General features: G+C 71.6%; 19 protein-coding genes. 17 read left to right on the forward strand and 2 right to left on the reverse strand.

The window, feature by feature from the left end:
* Positions 1-139: 139 nt before the first annotated feature.
* Positions 140-793 (reverse strand): TMEM175 family protein, encoded by a 654-nt coding sequence (locus tag ACIO3R_RS11775; RefSeq protein WP_385031859.1) that lies wholly within the window; start codon positions 791-793, stop codon positions 140-142.
* Positions 794-1,134: 341 nt separating this feature from the next.
* Here ACIO3R_RS11775 and ACIO3R_RS11780 point away from each other — a divergent pair, with 341 nt between their 5' ends.
* The 17 genes from ACIO3R_RS11780 to ACIO3R_RS11860 all read left to right on the forward strand — a co-directional run bounded on the left by ACIO3R_RS11780 (position 1,135) and on the right by ACIO3R_RS11860 (position 19,379).
* Positions 1,135-3,180, forward strand: a complete 2,046-nt coding sequence (locus ACIO3R_RS11780; RefSeq protein ID WP_402105319.1) for an FAD-dependent oxidoreductase — start codon at positions 1,135-1,137, stop codon at positions 3,178-3,180.
* Between the two features lie 371 nt (positions 3,181-3,551).
* Entirely contained in the window at positions 3,552-4,628 is a 1,077-nt protein-coding gene (locus ACIO3R_RS11785) for a class I SAM-dependent methyltransferase (protein WP_385031853.1), read from the forward strand.
* 7 nt (positions 4,629-4,635) lie between these two features.
* Positions 4,636-4,950: a hypothetical protein gene (locus ACIO3R_RS11790; RefSeq protein WP_385031850.1), complete on the forward strand. Its 315-nt coding sequence runs from the start codon at positions 4,636-4,638 to the stop codon at positions 4,948-4,950.
* Complete coding sequence (locus ACIO3R_RS11795; protein ID WP_385031847.1) at positions 4,947-5,348, forward strand: nuclear transport factor 2 family protein; 402 nt, start codon at positions 4,947-4,949, stop codon at positions 5,346-5,348. Before ACIO3R_RS11790 ends, ACIO3R_RS11795 begins: the two co-directional genes overlap by 4 nt.
* Positions 5,349-5,383: 35 nt before the next feature.
* The gene (locus tag ACIO3R_RS11800) at positions 5,384-6,511 is read left to right on the forward strand and encodes an ABC transporter substrate-binding protein (RefSeq protein ID WP_402105321.1); all 1,128 of its coding nucleotides are present in this window, start codon (positions 5,384-5,386) and stop codon (positions 6,509-6,511) included.
* Positions 6,512-6,551: 40 nt separating this feature from the next.
* On the forward strand, positions 6,552-7,382 hold the full coding sequence (locus tag ACIO3R_RS11805; RefSeq protein ID WP_385031841.1) for an ABC transporter ATP-binding protein: 831 nt from the start codon (positions 6,552-6,554) through the stop codon (positions 7,380-7,382).
* Between the two features lie 11 nt (positions 7,383-7,393).
* Positions 7,394-8,284 carry an ABC transporter permease gene (locus tag ACIO3R_RS11810; protein ID WP_385031838.1) on the forward strand — a complete coding sequence of 297 codons (891 nt, stop codon included), beginning with the start codon at positions 7,394-7,396 and terminating at the stop codon, positions 8,282-8,284.
* Positions 8,281-9,045 carry an SDR family NAD(P)-dependent oxidoreductase gene (locus ACIO3R_RS11815; protein ID WP_385031834.1) on the forward strand — a complete coding sequence of 255 codons (765 nt, stop codon included), beginning with the start codon at positions 8,281-8,283 and terminating at the stop codon, positions 9,043-9,045. Before ACIO3R_RS11810 ends, ACIO3R_RS11815 begins: the two co-directional genes overlap by 4 nt.
* Positions 9,046-9,172: 127 nt before the next feature.
* Positions 9,173-10,534: a M20/M25/M40 family metallo-hydrolase gene (locus tag ACIO3R_RS11820; RefSeq protein WP_402105323.1), complete on the forward strand. Its 1,362-nt coding sequence runs from the start codon at positions 9,173-9,175 to the stop codon at positions 10,532-10,534.
* Entirely contained in the window at positions 10,531-11,790 is a 1,260-nt protein-coding gene (locus tag ACIO3R_RS11825) for an Ohr family peroxiredoxin (RefSeq protein WP_385031828.1), read from the forward strand. Before ACIO3R_RS11820 ends, ACIO3R_RS11825 begins: the two co-directional genes overlap by 4 nt.
* Positions 11,791-11,866: 76 nt before the next feature.
* The gene (locus tag ACIO3R_RS11830) at positions 11,867-12,688 is read left to right on the forward strand and encodes an IclR family transcriptional regulator (RefSeq protein ID WP_385031825.1); all 822 of its coding nucleotides are present in this window, start codon (positions 11,867-11,869) and stop codon (positions 12,686-12,688) included.
* Positions 12,685-13,932: a CaiB/BaiF CoA transferase family protein gene (locus tag ACIO3R_RS11835; protein WP_402105326.1), complete on the forward strand. Its 1,248-nt coding sequence runs from the start codon at positions 12,685-12,687 to the stop codon at positions 13,930-13,932. The genes ACIO3R_RS11830 and ACIO3R_RS11835 overlap by 4 nt, the downstream gene beginning before the upstream one ends.
* A 72-nt stretch (positions 13,933-14,004) precedes the next feature.
* Positions 14,005-14,889, forward strand: coding sequence for a cyclase family protein (locus ACIO3R_RS11840; RefSeq protein WP_385031820.1), 885 nt, complete (start codon positions 14,005-14,007; stop codon positions 14,887-14,889).
* Positions 14,882-16,324 (forward strand): MmgE/PrpD family protein, encoded by a 1,443-nt coding sequence (locus tag ACIO3R_RS11845; protein WP_402105328.1) that lies wholly within the window; start codon positions 14,882-14,884, stop codon positions 16,322-16,324. Before ACIO3R_RS11840 ends, ACIO3R_RS11845 begins: the two co-directional genes overlap by 8 nt.
* On the forward strand, positions 16,317-17,783 hold the full coding sequence (locus ACIO3R_RS11850; RefSeq protein WP_402105330.1) for a dihydroorotase family protein: 1,467 nt from the start codon (positions 16,317-16,319) through the stop codon (positions 17,781-17,783). The genes ACIO3R_RS11845 and ACIO3R_RS11850 overlap by 8 nt, the downstream gene beginning before the upstream one ends.
* Before the next feature lie 133 nt (positions 17,784-17,916).
* Entirely contained in the window at positions 17,917-18,750 is an 834-nt protein-coding gene (locus ACIO3R_RS11855; RefSeq protein ID WP_402105331.1) for an HpcH/HpaI aldolase/citrate lyase family protein, read from the forward strand.
* A gap of 194 nt (positions 18,751-18,944) precedes the next feature.
* Positions 18,945-19,379 (forward strand): sec-independent translocase, encoded by a 435-nt coding sequence (locus ACIO3R_RS11860; protein ID WP_402105333.1) that lies wholly within the window; start codon positions 18,945-18,947, stop codon positions 19,377-19,379.
* Between the two features lie 45 nt (positions 19,380-19,424).
* Here ACIO3R_RS11860 and ACIO3R_RS11865 read toward each other — a convergent pair whose 3' ends face one another.
* Positions 19,425-20,210 carry a hypothetical protein gene (locus tag ACIO3R_RS11865; protein ID WP_385031805.1) on the reverse strand — a complete coding sequence of 262 codons (786 nt, stop codon included), beginning with the start codon at positions 20,208-20,210 and terminating at the stop codon, positions 19,425-19,427.
* Positions 20,211-20,255 lie beyond the last annotated feature (45 nt).

Genomic DNA, 20,255 nt, shown 5'->3' on the forward strand with positions numbered 1-20,255 from the left:
GACCGTCCCGCCCGTCGGAGGTACCTCGGCCGCGTACGGGTGCCAAGCTATGGCCGGACCCCCATGACGGCCAGTCCGGATGCTCCGGTGAGGCGGCCGTTCGCCCGCTTGAGGCACGGGTCGCGTATCCCGGAAGCGGTCAGGGGCCGTTTCTGATCACTGGTACACCGTGGCGGTGGCGGCCGAGGATGTAGTGGGCGGGGATCAGCGTGAGCCAGAACAGCATGGCTGCTTCCGTGCTGACGTAGGCCAAGGGGATGGAGAGGCAGAAGATCAGCACTCTGGAACCGAGTTGGGCGGTGAAGGAGCGGCGGCCCGTGGCGGCGGATGATGATGCGGGCGACGGGCGCGCCTGGCGTTGCGTGATCAGCAGCAGGATCGTGTGCACCGCGTGGGTCGCGGCCACGGCACCCGCGTACAGGGCGACCGCTTCGGGTTGAGAGGCGTACTCGGCCAGGAGCCCGGTGGGAAAGGGCAGCAGGGCGACCAGGCCGAGGCCGAGAAAGATCAGGCGGGTGACCACGGCGGTCTCGGTGGGCAGTGTGGTCAGGATACGGCGGTGGTCACGCCAGAATCCGGCGATGAGGGTGAAGCTGAGGGCGAAGGCGCCGACGTCGGGAAGCGCGTCGCTCAGGGCTCTGTGGAATGCGGCATCTCCCAGGTCCGTGGGGATCGCCACGTTGATGACGAGCAGTGTCATCGCGATGGCGTAGATGCCGTCGGACAGAAAGACCAAGCGTGCCATGCCCGGGTCGTCGTCGTGGGGGCGCGCCTCTGCCACTGGCTCCGTCATATCGACGACAGTAGGGCGCTCTGCCCTGACCGCGACGCATTGAGCACGACTTGTACTGCTTCGTCCGTGGACGGCGGATGAACACCGGACACCGGCCTCCCCCGGGACGCGGATCGAGGGTGGGCCACACCTCGGCGCCCACGGTTTCCCGCCTTCCCCTGGCCGACGCCAGGGCCGCGAGGGAGAAACGGCCGAAATTGATCGAAAATCAACAACACAAGTTACCCGTAGGTACTCATTGACTCGACCATCCGGGGGTTCTTATTGTTCCGTTCAATCGAACGGCGTACCTGTGAACGGAACGGTCCCGGTCGCCACCCCCCGTTTGGGAGGGAGTAATAGTGACAAGATCTGACGTCAGTACCCTTCTGTCCCCCTTCGAGCTCGGTCAAGTCCACTTGCGCAACCGGGTGTTCGTTCCCGGGCACACGACGAATTTCGGCCACGCCAACCACCCCACCGAGCGTCATGCCGCGTACCACGGGGAACGGGCTCGCGGGGGTGTCGGGCTCATCATCACCGAGGGCATCCGGGTCCACCCGACCAGCGCCGGCCGCCACATCAGCCTCGGCAGCTTCGACGACTCCTCCATTCCGCACTACGCGGGCGTCGCCGAGTCCGTACAGGTCCACGGCACGCGGCTGTTCGCCCAGCTGCTCCACACCGGCCGCCAGGCCGCGGGGGACGCCACCCGCACCGCCGCCTGGTCACCGGGGACCACCCCCTGGGCGGCCGGGAGCCACATACCGCACGCCATGGGCCGCGACGACATCTCCACCGTCGTGACCGCCTTCGGCGCCGCCGCCCGGCGGATGCGGCAGGCCGGCTACGACGGTGTCGAGATCCACCTCGGGCACGGCCATCTGATCGAGCAGTTCCTCTCCCCCTTCACCAACACCCGCGCCGACGGTTACGGCGGCGGCCCGGACGGGCGGCTCCGGTTCACCCGCGAGGTGCTCGCCGAGGTGCTCGCCTGCGCGCCCGATCTGCCGATGGGCATCCGCGTCAGCGCGGACGAGTTCCTCCCCGGCGGGCTCACGCCCCCCGACATGGTCGACATCGTCGGCCGGCTGCGGCGGGAGTTCCCGCTGCTGTACGTCCACGTGAGCCACGCCGCCTATCACGGCAGCTACTCGCTGGGCACGCAGATGGCGGACATGAGCTTCCGGCACGCCCCGTTCCGGCACCACGCGGCCCTGTTCAAGGCGGAGTTCCCCGATCTCCCGGTGCTGGCGGTCTGCCGTCTGGACAGCCTTCCGGAGGCGGCCGACCTCGTCGCGGCGGGAGAGGCGGACCTCGTCGGGCTGGCCCGCCCGCACATCGCCGACCCGTATCTGGTCCGCCGGGCCGAGGAGGGCCGTCCGGACGACGTCCGCTCCTGCGTCGCCTGCAACCAGGGCTGCGTCGGCAGACTGGAGGCGAGCCTGCCGATCGCCTGCGTCGTCAATCCGGAGGTCGGCGCCGAACGCGAGTGGGCGCGGGTACGGGAGGCCCTGCCCGCGCCGCTCGGCCACGCGCCCGCCCGGCGCGTGCTGGTCGTCGGCGGGGGTCCGGCCGGGATGGAGGCCGCTCTGGCCGCGGACCGCGCCGGGTACGAGGTCACCCTCGCGGAGGCCGGCCCGGCGCTGGGCGGCCTCGTCTCCGTCGCGGCCACGGTGCCCGGACGGGAGCGGCTCGGCCTGCTGGTCACCGACCTCGTCCGCGAACTCGCCGCTTCCGCCGTCGATGTGCGACTGACCGAGCGGGTGACCGTTGACGAGCTGCTGCCCGGCGGGCGGCTGGACGGCTTCGACGACGTCGTGGTGGCTACCGGCGCCCGCCCAGGAAAGCGTGAACTGCCCGACGGGCCACCCGTGTTCGACATCCTGGAGACGGTCGCCGGACTCGGGGACCCGGACTCACCGCTCCGCGGCACGGTCCTGGTCCGCGACGACCAGGGCACCTGGGCGGCGTCCTCCGTCGCCGAGAGCCTCGCCCGCCAGGGGGCCATGGTGCACGTGCTGTCGCCCACCGCGTCCTTCGCGTCGAGGATCACCACGTACTCCCGGCTCGCGCTGACCAGCCGGATGGGCGAACTGGGAATCAGGTCGCACCTCATGCGGGACGTGGCGGCGGCGCGTGCCGACACGGTCGTCCTGCGTGACACGCTCTGCGGCCACACCGAGGAACTCACCGGCGTCACGGCCGTCGTGGACGTGGGACTGCCGGTGGCCGACGACGGGCTGTACCGGGCGCTCGACGCCCGGGACGGCGCGCCACGCGTCCATGTCGTCGGCGACGCCAACGCCCCGCGCACCGCGCTGGAGGCCGTGTACGAGGGCCGGCTCGCCGGAACCTTCCTGACCGACGCCGTCACCGGCGCCGGACTCCTCGCCCAGGCCCACTGACCCGAAGAGAAACGTTTCTTCGCACTACAACCGCACCACAACCGCACCCCCGTCCCCCGCTCCGCCCTCACCGCGGACACCCCGTCCCGGCCGGCCCACCGGTCAGCCGGACGACCGGCCCCTCCGCGGGGCCACCCTCTCCCCACCGGCGATCCCTCGGCACACCCCGTCGTATCAGGACCGCTCCCGCCGCCCGGCGTTCCCGCACCACCGCGCGGGCGCGGACCCCGAGTCCCCGGCCGGCCCCTCCCGGTCACACCCGTATCGCTGTCACGTTCCCGGACGGCCACCGCGCACGACCGCCGCCGCGGCTCCCCCCGCCGCTGCCCGGACCGCGCGGCCCGCCGTCCCCGCCCGAACAGGAGAGATACATGATCGACATCGAGGATCAGCTCACCCTCGACGAACGCTCGTCCATCGACTTCATCCTGACGTTGCGCAAGCGCTGGTCCGACACCGTCTATCCGGCCCTCGCCGAGGAGTACGCGGCGACCGGTCCGGCCGCCGGCACCGTGGAAGCCGCCACCGGGCGACTGCGCGAACTCAGCCTGTACCCCTGGTACAGCCACCTCGAGCGCGTCCAGCAGAAGATGCTGTGGAAGACCGTCGGCGAGGCCGTCGTCAACCGGGCCGAGGAACTGCGCGGACAGCTCGACGGCGTCCGGGGCGCCCCCAGGGGCCGCCTCGAACTCGACCCCGGCGTCGAACTGCCCGGCTGGTACACGGACTACGACATCCACATCCAGCCCGGCGGCTTCCACTCCGACGACCTCAGCGCCTACGTCTACGAGCTCGGCGCGCGGATCGTGATGCTGCGCGACAACGACGGATACAAGTTCCACCGGCTGTTCACCGAGACGGCGCTGCCCGAGGTGCCCCGCGCCACCCGCGTCCTGGACATCGGCTGCGGCTTCGGCAAGAGCACCCGCCCGCTGACCGAGCGGTACCCCGGTGCCGAGGTGATCGGCATCGACTTCGCCGCCCCCGGCCTGCGCCTCGCGCACGCCGAGGCCGAGGCGGACGGAGCCGCCATCACCTACCGCCAGGGCGACGGCCGGGCCTCCGGTGTCGAGGACGCCTCCTGCGATGTCGTCACCGGCACCATGGTGCTGCACGAGATGCCCGCGGAGGCGGTCCGGGAGACCGTCGTCGAGGCGGCCAGGCTCCTCAAGCCCGGCGGCACCATGAGCTTCCTGGAGTTCAGCCCCACCGGCGACCCGTTCCGCGACGCCACGATCCACGAGCACGCCGAGCGCAACAACGAGCCCTTCTTCCGCGACCTGTTCGCCACCGACCTCGTCGGCGTCTGCGCTCGGGCCGGCCTCACGGGCGCCCACTGGACACCGTTCGACGAACGCCGTGCCGGCAGGAGCCCCGAGGGCTGGGGAGAGCGCCGCGAGTGGCACTTCCCCTGGGCCGTCCTGACCGCGACCAAGCCGGAGAACTGAGGCCGCCATGACCGAGGAATTCGACTACTTCCACGACCGCGACACCGGCAAGCTGTTCGACCTCGTGCTCCAGCTCGGTACCGAGCTGCACGTCACCGACCAGCGTCTGCACGCCATGGAGGCCCTGCTGGTCCGGCACGGGGTGCTCGGCGCCGGCGCACTCGACGCGCTGCGGCCCACCGAGGACGAGCAACGCCTGCTCGACACCCGGCGCGAGGCGGCCGTCGCACGGCTGATGCGGATCATCACCGAGTCCGGTCCCGCCGAGCACCCGCTGCGCGACCAGTGGGAAGCGGCTCTGGAGAAGCGGGCCGGCTCATGACCACCAGCGCGCTCGCCCCCGCCCGGACCATCGACCGCTACCTCCAGTTCTGCGAGGACCGCGACCTGGAGGCGGCCGGGGAGCTGCTCGCCCAGGAACCACGCCTGGTCTTCCCGGGCGGCGCGGTGTACGGGTCCCTGCCGGAGATGGCCGCCGCCCAGCGCGGCCGCTACCGGTGGGTGCGCAAGCACCGCGGCCCGTACTTCGAGGGAAGGACCCCGGACGGTCTGGTGACCGTCACCTCGCTCGGCACGCTCTACGGCGAGGACATGGACGGCGAGCCCTTCGAGGGCGTGCGGTACGCCGACGTGTTCGTCCTGCGCGACGGGCTGATCGCCGAACAGCACGTCTACAACGACCTCAGCGAGACCGGGACCAGCACCCCGGTACACGGCTGACAGCCCCCTTCTCCCGAACAGAAGTGGTAACGACCATGAAGCACTCCACGAGACTCGGCGCGGCCGCCGTGACACTCTCCGCCATGACCGTCCTCGCCGCCTGCGGCGGCGGAGCCTCCTCGGACTCGTCCGCGGGATCCGGCTCGGGGAAGAAGACCTCGACCCTCCAGCTCGCCATCGCCTCCGCCGTCATCGGGCCGAAGGAGGAGGTCGCCACCTACTCGGTCGCCGAGAAGCAGGGCTTCCTGGCCGAGGAGAACCTCGACGTCAAGACGATCAACACGGACGGCTCGGTGGCCGCTGTCCAGGCGGTCGCCTCCGGCAGCGCGGACATCACGCCCGCCGACGCGAGCGCCATCCTGGCCGCCCGGGAGAAGGGCGTCCCCGTCGTCGCGATCGGCGGGCTCGTGCAGAACTGGCCGTGGCGCGTCGCCACCCTCCCGGACAGCGAGATCAAGAGCGCGCAGGACCTCAAGGGCAAGAAGATCGGCGTCATCAGCCTCGCGTCCGGCTCCGCCCCGTACGCCCGTGCCTTCGCCGAGGACGCCGGCCTGGACGCGGAGAAGGACGTCGACCTGCTCCCCGTCGGTGTCGGGAGCCAGGCGCTCTCCGCGCTGGAGAGCGGCAAGGTGGACGCGCTGGCCCTGTACACGCAGGCGTACACCACCCTGGAACTGGGCGGCAAGCAGTTCGACTACCTGGAGAACGGCGAACGGTTCGACGGAATCCGCTCGCTGACCTACGTGGTGCGCCAGGACACCCTGAAGAGCAAGAAGGACGAACTCACCCGCTTCCTGCGGGCCTCGTACAAGGGGATGCTCTTCTCCGCCGCCAACCCCGAGGCCGCGATGCGGGACGGCTACAGCGTCTTCCCCGCGATCCTCTCCGGGAAGCGGGCCGACGACCGGATCAAGAACGACACCCGGATCCTGGAGGCCTGGGTGAAGACCGCCGTGCCGGCCGAGGGACAGCCGGAGTCCTTCAAGGACTGGGGCGCGATCAGCGACGAGGCCTGGACCAGGACGGCCGACTACATGAAGGCCTCCGGGACCATCACCAAGGACCCCGACATCAAGGCCCTGTGGGACAGCAGCCTCCTCAAGGGCGCCAACGACTTCGACGCCGCAGCCGTACTCAGCAAGGCCAAGAGCGCCACCAAGTAGCCGGCGGCGACGCCAGGAGCAGGAAAGCAAGGAGGCCACCATGGCTGTGAAGACCCTCGGGCGCCGCCGGAACCCGGCAGCCGTCGCGGAAGCGGACGAGAGCAGCTGGATCGAACTGGGCGGTCTGAACAAGGTCTACCGCCCCCGCAAGTCCGAGCCCACCCACGCACTGTCCGACATCGACCTCAAGGTCAGGCGCGGTGAGTTCATCTCCGTGGTCGGCCCCTCGGGCTGCGGCAAGACGACCCTGCTGAAGATCCTCGCCGGGCTCATCCCCCGGACCGGGGGCACCGTCCGGGTGGCCGGACGCGATGTCGACGGTCCACTGCCCGAGGTCGGCATGGTCTTCCAGGCGGCCACCCTCCTGCCCTGGCGCACCATCCTGCAGAACGTGATGGTCCCGGTCGAGATCCAGCGCCTCGACCGGGCCGCCTACCGCGAACGGGCCGGACAGCTGCTGGAGATGGTCGGGCTCAGCGGATTCGAGGACAAGTACCCCGACGAGCTCAGCGGCGGCATGCAGCAACGGGCCGGTATCTGCCGGGCCCTGGTCCACGATCCGGCGGTCCTGCTGATGGACGAGCCGTTCGGCGCGCTCGACGCCATGACACGCGAGTACATGAACGTCGAACTCCTGCGGATCTGGCGGGAGAGCGGCAAGACGGTCGTGCTCGTCACCCACTCCATTCCCGAGGCGGTGTTCCTCTCCGACCGGGTGGTGGTCCTCAGCCCCCGGCCCGGCCGGATCGCGGAGGTCATCGACATCGACATCGAACGCCCGCGCGACCTCGGCGTCATGGCCTCCGACCGGGCCGGCGTCTACGTCGAGCGGATCCGCCACTACTTCAACGCCCAAGGCGTGATCGACTGATGAGGCCGCTCATGACGAAGACCCAGGAAGGCCCGGACAACGGCGACGCCGGGACGGAACCCGCCGGGCAGAACGGCGCCGCGACCGCCCCGGTGCCGCCGCCCGGCAAGCCCCGTCGGCGGAGGGATCTGCGGGACCATCCCGAGTGGATCCTGGTCCCCGGAGTCTTCGTGGCCGTCGTGCTCCTGTGGGAGTACCTGATCCCGGCGCTCGGGGTCGACGAGTACGTGCTGCCGCGGCCCAGCCAGATCGCCGAGGCGCTGGTCACCCAGTTGTCCGACGCGATGTTCTGGACGCATGTGAAGGTCACCATGATGGAGTCGCTGTTCGGCTTCGTGCTGGGAGTCTGTGCCGCGCTCGTGCTCGGCACGGCCATCTCCCAGGTCAGGCTGGTCGAGAAGACCCTGATGCCGTACATCGTGGCCTTCCAGACCGTGCCGAAGGTGGCGCTCGCGCCGCTGTTCGTGGTCTGGTTCGGCTTCGACATGACCAGCAAGGTCGTGATGGCCGCGGTCATCTCGTTCTTCCCCGTGCTGGTCAACGTGGTCGAGGGGCTGCGCTCCGCGGATGCGGACCGGGTGCAGATGATGACCGTCTTCGGGGCGAGCAAGTTCGACGTGTTCCGGAAGGTGCGGCTGCCCAGCGCCCTGCCGTTCATCTTCGCCGGCCTCGACATCGGCATCGTGTTCGCGATCCTCGGGGCGGTCGTCGGCGAGTTCATCGGGGCCAAGGAGGGCCTGGGGTACCTGCTGCTCCAGACCAACTACAACTTCGACATCGCCGGGATGTTCGCGGTCCTGGTCGTCCTGTCGGTGCTCGGCCTGATCGCGCACTTCATCATCCGGCTCGCCCAGAAGAGGTTCGCGTTCTGGGCCGAGGACAACACGGTGATCGGCGCATGAGCGCCCCGGAGACCGACCCCGTGCGCTTCGACGGCAGGGTGGCCCTGGTGACCGGGGCCGCCCGCGGGATCGGCGCCGCCATCGCCGCCCGCCTGGCCGCGCTCGGCGCCACGGTCGCGGCCGCCGACATCATCCCCGAGCAGGAGTGGGAGGACGCCCTGCCCGCCGGTGACGGGCACACCCGCCATCATCTCGACATCACCTCCGCGCGGTCCTGCCGGAACACGGTCGAGGAGGCCCTCGCGGCCCACGGGCGCCTGGACCACCTCGTCAACAACGCCGGGATCGTCAGCAGGGGACCCGCCGCCACCATGCGGGAGGAGGACTTCGTCCGGGTCATCGACGTCAACCTCACCGGCACCTTCCGGATGTCGCAGGCCGCCTACCCCGCGCTGCGCGCCGCCGGTGCGGCCAGCATCGTCAACATCGGCTCCACCAACGGCCACATCGCGGTGCTCGACACCCTCGGCTACTGCGTCAGCAAGGCCGGAGTCATGCACATGGCCCGGGTCCTGGCCCTGGAGTGGGCCCGCGACAACATCCGGGTGAACGCCGTCGGCCCCACCATCGTCCCGACCGCCATGACCGAGGACGTACGGGCGAACGGCGACTACATGGCGGACAAGCTGGCGAGCATCCCGCTCGGCCGGATGGCCGGACCGCTCGACGTCGCCCTCACCGTCACCCATCTCCTCAGTCCCGCAGCCGCCATGACGACCGGTCAGACGGTCTTCGTGGACGGCGGAGTCGTCATCAACTGACCCGGCGGCCCGCCGACCGCCCTCCCGCGACCGGACCACCGGCCCGTCCGCGCCGCGGGAGCGCGGAACCCCCGGCAGCCCCGCGTCCCCGCCGGCCGCACGCATCCCCGGAATTGGAGCATCGCCCATGCCCGAGTTCGACCTCGACGCCGCCCTCAGAGCCGTCGACGAGCACTTCGACACCTTCGTCACCGAACTCCAAGAGCTCAGCCGTCTGCGCAGCAGGCGCCAGGAACCCGAACAGATGGCCGCCACCGCGGATTTCCTCAAGAGTTCCGTGGAACGCTGGGGAGGCACCGCCGAGGTCGTCCCCTGGGAGAAGTCGCACCCCTACGTCATCGCCGAGATCGGCGGCGGCGAGCAGCGCCTCCTGCACTTCAACCACTACGACGTCGAGGTGGAGCCCACCGGCGACGCGTCCGAGTGGATCAGTCCGCCGTACGCGGCCGAGATCCACGACGGCCGGCTCTACGCCCGGGGCGTCGCCGACGACAAGGGCGCCCTCCTGTCACGGGTGCACGCCGCGGCCGCCTGGCGGCTCTCCGGCCAGGAGCCCCCGGTCACCAGCCGGTACATCATGGAGGGCAAGCAGTGGCTGCACAGTCCCGGTCTCGGCTCCTTCGTCGGGGCGTACGCGGACCGGCTCGCCGCCGACGCCGCGCTGTGGGAGAACTCCTGGTGCGACGGTGAGGGCAGGCCGCTGCTGAAGCTCGGCGAGAAGGGCATCCTCTACCTGCGGCTCACCTCCACCACGCTCAGCCGTGAGCTGACCAGCCAGAACACCGCGCTGCTGCCGTCCGCCACCGCTCGGCTCGTCGGCGCGCTGGCCGCACTCGTCAACCCCGACGGCACCGCCGCCGTCAAGGGCTTCACGGACGACGCCCGGGTACCCACCGAGGCCGAGCTCGCCCTGCTGGGGGCGATGCCGTTCGACGGCCCGTTCCTGAAGGGCCGGGCCGGCGTCAGCGCCTTCCGGGGCGGCCTGAGCGACTCCGAGGCCGCCGTCGCCATCCGTACCGTCCCGACCCTCACCATCGCCGGTGTCGAGGGCGGCGACAACGCCGACGACGTCACTCTCGGCATCCCCGCCACCGCCACCGCCAAGGTCGAGATCCGGCTCGTCCCCGGCCAGGACCCCGAGCGGGTCCTGGAAGCCGTCCGCGCCCACCTCGCCGCGGCGGGTTTCCAGGACGTGGCCCTTGAGGTGATGGCCTCCAGCGCCCCGCACCGCACCGACCACACCGATCCGTTCGTGGGCCTCGTCGCCGACACCGCCCGCGCCGTCTACGACGCCGAGCCCCTGATCGAGCCGTACACCCAGTGGATCGGCAACCAGGGCGTCCTGGCCCACCTGCCCATCGTCGGCGTGGGCGTCTCCAGGGCCGACGCAGGTATCGACGGCCCCAACGAGCACATCCGCCTGGAGGACTACCGCAGGGGCATCAAGCACGTGGTCGCGATCATGGCCGCGATGGCGGTGGCGGCATGAGCGCCCACGCCACCCATCTGAGGGGCACCGCCCACCGCGGATACCTCGAACTGCCCTGGGGCCAGGTCCACTACCGCCGCTCCGGCGACACCGCAGGACCCGCGCTGGTCATCGTCCACCAGTCGCCCCTCTCCTCAGCCACCTACGAACCGGCCATGGCGGCGCTCGGCGCGCACGGCCTGAACGCCGTCGCCATCGACATCCCCGGCTTCGGGATGTCGGACGCCCCACCGGCCCCGTGGTCCGTCCCCGAGTACGCCACGGCCCTGTGGCAGATCGCCGACGCCCTCGGGCTCGACCGGATCCACCTCCTCGGCCAGCACACCGGCGCGATCATCTCCGCCGAGGCCACGCGCCTGCGGCGCGACCGGGTACGGAGCCTGGTCTTCCAGGGCATCCCGCTCTACAGCGACGAGGAACGGGCCGAGAAGGCCGCCGGCTACGCGCCCGGCTACCTCCCCGCCCTCGACGGCAGCCATCTCCAGGTCGCGTGGAACCGGGTCCGGTGGCTCTACCCGACCATCTCCGCCGAGTCGTGCAGCCGCCAGATCGCCGAATACCTCAGCGTCGGCCCGGACTACGGCGTCGCCTACCGCGCCGTCTTCGCCCACCGGACCGACACCGACGCTCTCAAGGGCGTACCGACCCTGCTGCTGCACGGCAGCGAGGACGTCCTCGACCGGATGAACGACGTCGTCACGGCGGCGTTCCCGGACGCCCCGCTGGTCCGGGTCGAGGGCGGCACCGACTTCGTCGCCGAGGAGCGGCCGCAGGAGTTCGCGGACGCCGTGGCCGCCCACGTACTGGCCCACGCGGCCGCCGCAGAGCCGTCGTTCAGGCCCGTCCTCACGGCCGTCGTCGACGTGTCCGGCGGGCGCGCCGGGCGGGCACGCTCCCGTACCGGTTCGCTGGACGTGGCCCTGACCCGGCCGGCCGAGCGCGCCGAGGGCGACACCGGCACCGACCCGGAGGAGCTGTTCGCCGCGGGGTACGCGGCCTGCTTCGGCGGTGCGTTGGGCGTGGCCGAACGCCGTCGACGCGTCACCGCCGGACCGGTCACCGTCACCGCGTCCGTCACCCTCGGCACCGTCGCGGCGGGGGCGTACGCGATCGCGGTCCGGCTGACCGTCACGGCGCCCGAGTGCCCGCAGGAGACGTTGGAGGAGCTGGTCGCCCTCACCCACACCATCTGCCCCTACTCCAACGCCGTTCGAGGCAATATCGAGGTCATCACGGAGGTCGCCGGCGGTTCCTGACACCGCCGGGCTCTCCACCCGCCGTGACCACCCACGCCGGCCCCGCAGACGGGGCGGCCGACCGACCGAGGATCCCATGACCGTCATCGACGACACCGAAGAGCACAACAGCCGCAGCCGTTCCGGGATCGCCCGAGCGCTCGCGGTGATCGACGCCGTGGCACGTGCCCCGCACGCACAGGGTGTCTCGGTGATCGCACGGGAGACAGAGCTTCCGAAGGCGGTGGCCCACCGCATCCTGCGCGAACTCGTGGCCGGGAACTTCCTCGCCTTCGAGGAGGACACCAAGGCCTACCGGCTGGGCCCCGGCGCCCTCACCATCGGGCTCGCCGCGATGCGTGAACTCGACATCGCCTCCGTCGCCCACCGCCATCTCGTGGCCCTGTCCGAGCGCACCGGCCAGACCACGACCCTCTCGCTGCGCCAGGGCTGGTCCCGGGTGTACGTCGACCAGGTCCTCTCCCGCCAGGAGATCCGGATGTCGGTGGCGCTCGGCACCAGCCACCCGCTGCACGCCGGTTCGTCCTCGAAGGCCATCCTCGCCGCGCTCCCCGACTCCGAGGTGGAGGACTACATCGACCACCACCGTCTGGACAGCGTCACCGACGCCACCATCACCTCCGCCGCGACGCTGCGCGAGGAGATCGCGGTCATCCGCGCCACCGGCTACGCGGTCAGCGTGGGGGAACGGCAGGTGGAGGCCGCCAGTGTCGCCGCCGCCCTGCACGGGCCGATCGGCCAGGTCGTCGGCTCGGTCTCGGTGTGCGGGACGAAGGCCATGTTCAGCGAGGCCAGCAGCCGCCGGCTCGGCGAATGGGTCACCTCGGCCGCCGACAGCATCTCCGCCGACCTCGGATCCGTCCGGGACACCGCCGGGGAACGAAAGGACGCACCATGACGACTTCGGCAGAGGCCGGCCCCGCGCGGGAGGCCCCGGACTCCGGACAGGGCCCCCTGCGGGGCATCCGTGTCATCGACGCCTCCACCATCCTGGCCGGGCCGCTCTGCGCCCAGCTGCTCGGCGACTTCGGCGCCGACGTGATCAAGATCGAGCACCCGGTCGCCGGGGACGGGATGCGCGGTCACGGCGAGTCCAAGAACGGCATACCGCTGTGGTGGAAGGAGATCTCGCGCAACAAGCGCACGGTCGGCCTCAGCCTCTCCGATCCGGACGGGGCCGCCCTCTTCCGCCGTCTGGTGGCGGACGCCGATGTCGTCGTGGAGAACTTCCGCCCCGGCACCCTGGAGCGGTGGGGACTCGGCCCCGAGGTCCTGCACGGGATCAACCCGGGTCTGGTGCTCGTCCGCGTGACGGGCTTCGGGCAGACCGGTCCCTACGCCTCCCGGGCCGGGTTCGGCACCCTCGCCGAGGCGATGAGCGGCTTCGCCCATCTGACCGGCGAACCCGACGGCCCGCCCACGCTCCCGGCGTTCGGCCTCGCCGACACCATCTGCGGGATCGCCGCCTCGTCCGCCGTCACCATGGCCCTCTACCACCGGGAACGGGACCCGGACCACCGCGGCCAGGTCATCGACATGAACCTGATCGAGCCCATCATGGCCGCCGTCGGGCCGTCCCCGACGGTCTACGACCAGCTCGGCGTCGTGGCGCAACGGCACGGCAACCGCTCCACCAACAACGCCCCGCGCAACACCTACCGCACCAGCGACGGCCACTGGGTGGCCGTCTCCACCAGCGCCCAGCGGATCGCCGAACGCGTCCTGGAACTCGTCGGCCATCCGGAGGTCGTCCGGGAGGAGTGGTTCGCCACCGGGGGCGGCCGGGCCGCCCACGCCGATCTGCTCGACGGCCTCGTCGGCGGCTGGATCGCCGAACGCACCCGGGAGAAGGTCATCGCCGAGTTCACCGCGGCCGGCGCCGCGGTGGCACCCGTCTACGACGCGCGGGACCTCGTCGAGGACCCCCACATCCGGGCCACCGAGATGCTCACCACCGTGGAGGACGAGGACTTCGGCCCACTCCTCATGCACAACGTCATGTGGCGGATGTCCGGCACCCCGGGAGCGATCCGCTTCACCGGACGCGGGCACGGCGCCGACACCGAAGACGTGCTCACCGGGGAACTGGGCGTCGGTCCCGAGGAACTGACGGCCCTGCGGGAACGCAAGGTCGTCTCCTGACCGAGGCGGCGGCCACGGCCACGCCGGGCCGAAGCAGCACACAGCACGACAGAGACAGAGACGGGACGCACCATGAACAAGACTGCATCGATCATCCAGCCCGCGCCCGCCGGAAGGCGGGATCCGCTCCTGGCAGCGGTACGCGAGGGAGTGCGCGTCCTCGACCTCGGCCGCCGGCTCCACATCGGTATGCCCCAGTCGCCCAACCACCCCGCCTACTGGCACACCCTGCCGCGCCGCCACGGCGACCGGGTGCGCGCGGACGGCGGTTCGGCCGCCAACGACATGCTCGTCATGGGCACCCATGTCGGCACCCACATCGACGCCCTGGCCCATGTCTCCCACAACGGGAAGCTGTACGGCGGAGCCGACGCCCGGACCGCCGGGATCGGCGGCGTCTACCCCGACCACGGGGTGCACACCATCGCCCCGATGGTGCGCCGGGGCGTCCTGCTCGATGTGCCCGCGGCGCTCGGCGCAGAGGTCTGCGAGCCCGGCCACGAGATCACGGTCGCCGAACTGGAGGCCGCCGAACGCCTTCAGGGCACCCCCGTGGAGCGCGGTGACGTCGTGCTCGTCCGCAGCGGCTGGGGTCGCCGGTTCGACGGCCCGGACCGCGAGGGCTTCATAGGCAACGACTCCGGCGTCCCCGGCGTCGGCGAGGCCGGGGCGCAGTGGCTCGCCGCACGCGGGGTGCACGCGGCGGGCGCCGACTCCATCGCCTTCGAACGGCTGGCGCCGGGAGCCGGTCACGCCAGCCTGCCCGCGCACCGGGTCCTCCTGGTGGAGTCCGGCATCTACATCATCGAGACGCTCGACCTGGAGGAGATCGCGGCCCGGCAGGTCCACGAGTTCACCTTCGTCCTGTCGCCGCTGCCGTTGTTCGGTGCCACCGGGTCCCCCGTGCGCCCGCTCGCCGTGGTGAGCGACCCGTCGGCGGGAGACGGCCGTGGCTGAGCCCACTCTCGCCCGGCACCTCGCCGAGTTCGCCGCGGAGACCTCGTACGAGGCCCTTCCGCGCGAGGTCGACGACAGCGTCCGCAAACGGGTCGTCGACGTGCTCGGCCTCTGTGTGGCCGCCCACCGGCTGCCCACCTCGGCCGCGATCGTCGAGCACGTCCGCGAACAGGGCGGACGGCCGACGGCGACGGTCGTGGGCGGCGGCGGCACACGCGTGCCGGCCCCGCTCGCCGCCCTCGCCAACGGCGTGCTCGCGCACTCCCTCGACTACGACGACACCCATCTGCCGTCCGTCCTGCACCCCAGCGCCTCCGTCGTCCCCGCCGCGCTCGCCGCCGCCGAGGCCACCGGGGCGGACGGCCGCCACACCGTTCGGGCCATCGCGGTGGGCCTGGAGGTGTGCGTACGGCTCGGCATGGCCGGCTACGACCGCGACTCCGGGAACTCCACCTTCTTCGAGCACGGGCAGCACGCCACCTCGATCTGCGGCGCGCTCGGCGGTGCCGTCGCCGCCGGACTGCTCCTCGGCCTCACCACGGACGGCCTCGTGGACGTGCTCGGCATCACGGCCTCCATGGCGGGCGGCATCATCGAGGCGAACCGCACCGGCGGCACGGTGAAGCGGCTGCACTGCGGTCTGGCCGCGCAGTCCGCCGTCACCGCCGCCCAGCTGGTGCGCCGCGGCTTCACCGGTCCGCCCACCGTCCTGGAGGGACGCTTCGGGTTCTTCGAGGCGTTCCTGCACGGCGTCTACGACCCCGCGGCCATCACCGACGGCCTCCGCACCGAGTGGGCCGTACCCGGCATCTTCTTCAAGCCGTACCCGGCCAACCACTTCACCCACACCGCGGCCGACGCCGCCATGGCGCTGCGCGAACAGGGCCTGGACCCGGCGCGCGTGGCGCGGCTGGTGCTCGGCGTACCGGCGCCGGTGGTCCGTACGATCGGCCAGCCGATCGACCGCAAGCGCGCCCCTGAGACGGGCTACCAGGCCCAGTTCTCCGGCCCCTACATGGTGGCCGCCGGACTTCTCGGCGGAGGGCACGGGCTCGGCCTGGGGCTGGACGACTTCACCGACGAACTCGCCCGCGACCCCGTACGCCGGGAGCTGATGGCCAAGGTCGAGGTCGTCGCCGACGACATGGCCACCGCCATCTTCCCCGAGCAGTTCCCCGCGGTGCTCACCGCCCATGACACCGACGGCCGCGTCTGGCGGCAGGAGGTGCTCAGCAACCGGGGCGGCCCCGACCGCCCGCTGTCGGACGCCGAACTCGCCCTGAAGTTCCGCGACAACACCGCCGGCCGGCTGTCCGGCTCCGCCGTCGCTCTCGTGATGGACCGGGGCATGGACCTCGCCGGACTCGACCGTATCCAAGATCTGCTCAGCCCCCTGGCCGAGCTGAAGACAGTGGCAGGAGGCCATCATGACTGACTACGACCTCGTGGTGAGGAACGTCCGGGTCGTCACCGACGAACAGGACGAGCCGCGGGCGGCGGACATCGCCGTCCTGGACGGGAAGATCGCCGAAGTCGCCCCCGGAATCGACGTCACCGGCGCCGCCGAGGTGGTCGACGGCGGGGGGAAGCTGGCCTTCCCCGGTGTCGTCGACGCCCACCAGCACTGGGGCATCTACCACCCGCTCGACCAGGACGCCGCGAGCGAGAGCCGCGCCTGCGCCCAGGGCGGTGTCACCTCGGCACTGAGCTACATGCGCACCGGGCAGTACTACCTCAACAAGGGCGGCACGTACGCCGACTTCTTCCCCGAGGTGCTGGAACTGACCGAGGGCCGCGCCCATGTGGACTACGCCTACCACCTCGCCCCGATGTCCAAGGGTCACATCGCGGAGATCCCGGCCCTGGTCCGTGACCACGGCGTCACCTCGTTCAAGGTGTTCATGTTCTACGGCAGCCACGGGCTGCACGGGCGCTCGGCCGACCAGAGCTCCTTCCTCATGACGCCCGAGGGCGAGCGCTACGACTACGCCCACTTCGAGTTCGTGATGCGCGGTATCCAGGCCGCCCGTGAGCGGTTCCCCGAGATCGCCGACCAGATCTCGCTGTCCCTGCACTGCGAGACCGCCGAGATCATGACGGCGTACACCAAGCTGGTGGAGGAGGCCGGCGAGCTGACCGGTCTGGCCGCCTACAGCGCCTCCCGCCCGCAGCACTCCGAGGGGCTGGCCGTCTCCATCGCGTCCTACCTCGCCCACGAGACCGGCCTGCCCACCATCAACCTGCTGCACCTGTCCTCCCGCAAGGCGGTCGACGCGGCGGTACGCATGAGCAGGGCGTTCCCTCACATCGACTTCCGCCGCGAGGTCACCGTCGGACACCTGCTGGCCGACATCGACACCGCACACGGTCTCGGCGGCAAGGTGAACCCGCCGCTGCGTCCCCGCGAGGACGTCGAGGCCCTGTGGGAGTACGTCCTGGACGGCACGGTGGACTGGGTCGTCTCCGACCACGCCTGCTGCCGCGAGGAGTTGAAGTTCGGCGAGCCCGCGGACGACGTGTTCCTGGCCAAGTCCGGCTTCGGGGGCGCCGAGTACCTCCTGCCCGGCATGATCACCGAGGGCACCCGACGCGGCCTGCCACTGGGCCGGATCGCCGCCCTCACGGCCTGGAACCCGGCCCAGCGCTACGGCCTCCCCACCAAGGGCCGGATCGCCGTCGGCCTCGACGCCGACATCGCGCTGGTCGACCCGGACGGCAGCTGGACGGTCCGTGCGGCCGACTCGGAGTCCGCCCAGGAGTACACCCCCTTCGAGGGCTTCGAGCTGACGGCCCGGGTCACCGACACCTTCCTGCGCGGGAACCGGATCATGGCCGACGGCAAGGTCGGCGGCAAGGCGGTCGGCTCCTATCTGCACCGGCCGACCGGCAGCTGAGCGACGCGGCACGGCCGCCCGCGCACCGCGGTGGGGGGCGGGACCCCTCCCCCACCGCGTGCCGCTCCGGGCGGCCGCGCCGGTCGGGCCCGGCGGCCGATTCCATTCGAGCGGGACAGAGAGGCAGCGGCGCATGAGATCCGCCCTGTACGTACCGGGCGACCGCCCGGACATGCTGGCGAAGGCCCTCGACAGGGGGGCCGACGCGGTGATCGTGGACCTGGAGGACGGCGTCTCCCCCGGCTCCAAGGAGTACGCGCGGGCCACCGCCTCGGCCTGGCTGGAGGGCATCGCCCCGGCCGTCCGGCGTGCGGGCCCGGAGATCTGGGTGCGGGTCAACCCCGGCCCGGAGGCGGTCACCGACGCCCGCCGGGTGGCTCTGCCGGCCGTCAACGGTCTGATGGTGGCGAAGACCGAAGGGGTCGGTGACCTGGTCGCCGTGGCCGACGCGCTGTCCGCGGCCCCGTGGATCGCGCTGTGCCCGCTCCTGGAGAGCGCGGCCGCCCTGCTGTCCGCCCCGCTGATCGCGCGCGGGCCGCGGGTGTCCCGCATGCAGCTGGGCGAGGCCGATCTGTGCGCCGACACGGGGATCGAACCCGGTCCGGACCAGCGGGAGTTGCTGTGGCCCAGGGCGCAGCTCGTCCTGGCCTGCGCGGCCGCCCGGCTGTCCCCGCCGCTCGGCCCGGTCAGCACCGACTTCCGCGACCTCGACGCCCTGCTCCGGTCCACCACCGCGCTCAAACGCCTTGGATTCGGCGGCCGGAGCTGCATTCATCCCGGGCAGGTCCCGGTCGTCAACGATGTGTTCACCCCGGCCGCCGTCGAACTGGAGCGGGCCCGCGCGCTGATCGAACGGTTCGAGAGGGCCGACTCGGGGGTGGCCGTGGACGACTCGGGCCGCATGATCGACGAGGCGGTGGTACGCGGCGCCCGCCGCGTCCTGGCCGCGGGGCCTGACAGCAGGTAGCCGTCGGCCCCGGATGCGCGGTGCGGCTTCCGGACTCGTGACCGGCCGGAAGGCTCGCCGCCCACCACACGGCCCGGCGCGAACGAACCCTAAATACTCCTTCACTTGCGCAACCTATAGAGTATTGGAGACCGAAGCGAGATGCCCGACGGTGCGCAGGGCGCCGGGGCAGTGAGGGTCCGAGGAGTGGCACCGTGTTCCCTGATGTGGGCCCGCTGGAAGTCGTGACACTGGTCATCCTCGCGGTACTCCTGTTCGGACCGGACAAACTGCCGGGGCTCATTCAGAACGTGTCGGCGTTCATCCGGAAGTACCGGGAGTTCTCCGAGAACGCACAACAGGAGATCCGTTCCGAACTCGGCCAGGAGTTCAAGGACTTCGACTTCGAGGACCTGAATCCCAGGACGTTCGTGCGCAAACACGTCCTGGACGGCGACGGTCTGGGGCTCGACGGAATCCGCGATGCCCTTGACCCGAGGCAGGAACTGACGGAGGTCGCGAACGCGGTACGCGGCGCGGCCGACGACACGGCGGAGCCCGCCGCGCACCCGGCGGCGAACACCGTCTCCCTCGGGAAGGACACCCCGGCGCCCGCGGAGCGGCCGCCCTTCGATCACGACGCCACCTGAGTCCCAGTCGCGGGAGGTGACGCCGCGTCCACAAGGGGGGCCGGGCTACTCGGCCCCGGAGGAGCCGGGGCCGGCGAAGTCCGGGCTGCTGAAGTCCGGGCTCGCGTAGCCGGGGGCGGTGAAGCCCCGGTCCGACGGGCGAGCCGAGCGGTCACGCCCCGCGCCGGCCGGTCCGGACGGCGCGGGGCGTTCGGACGGGCGACCGCCTTGCCCGGTCAGTGATTCGCGCACCCCACGGTGCAGAAACGGCACCATCCCCCGCTCCAGCAGAGCCCGTTGCCATCGCTCGCGTTCCCGCTCCACCTCGGGGCGCTCGTCACCGGAGTGGGCGTCGTAGGAGGTGGAGCGGTTGCGCGAAGCCGCCACGATCATCGCGATGATGCCGGCCAGCGCGGCCGCCGCCGCCACGAGCGCGGCCGTCCACCCCGCGGTCACCAGCCCGTCCGCGAGGTGGGGCTGCGCGCCGCTCAGGCGCAGGCCGTACCCGAGCAGCAGGAAGAGGGCGGCGGCCACGGCCACCACGCTGGGCGTGAGCACCACCAGCGCGGTCATCAGCCCGCCCCGGAAGCCCGACGAGCTCCCGGCGCTCGGCGATACGCCGGCGGAGGTGTCCGTCCGGCCGCGGATCCGCAGGAGGCCGTGGTACTCGGCGTCCGCGGCGGCGGCGATCTCGGCGCTCGCCGCGAGCGCGCGGGTGCGCAGCTGTTCGGCGTTGACGGCCCCGTCGGCGCGGCTCAGCGCCTCGCGGACCGACGGGGAGTTCAGCGCCTGATCCAGCACGCGCTCGAAGTGGATCCGGTCGTGTGGCTGCACCTGGCCAGGCCCGTTCATGCGTGTCCCCCGGTGAGATTGATGCCCAGGACTGTCGTCCGCCTT

Origin of the sequence: Streptomyces sp. NPDC087428, from assembly GCF_044744085.1 — a bacterium.
Classification (GTDB): domain Bacteria; phylum Actinomycetota; class Actinomycetes; order Streptomycetales; family Streptomycetaceae; genus Streptomyces.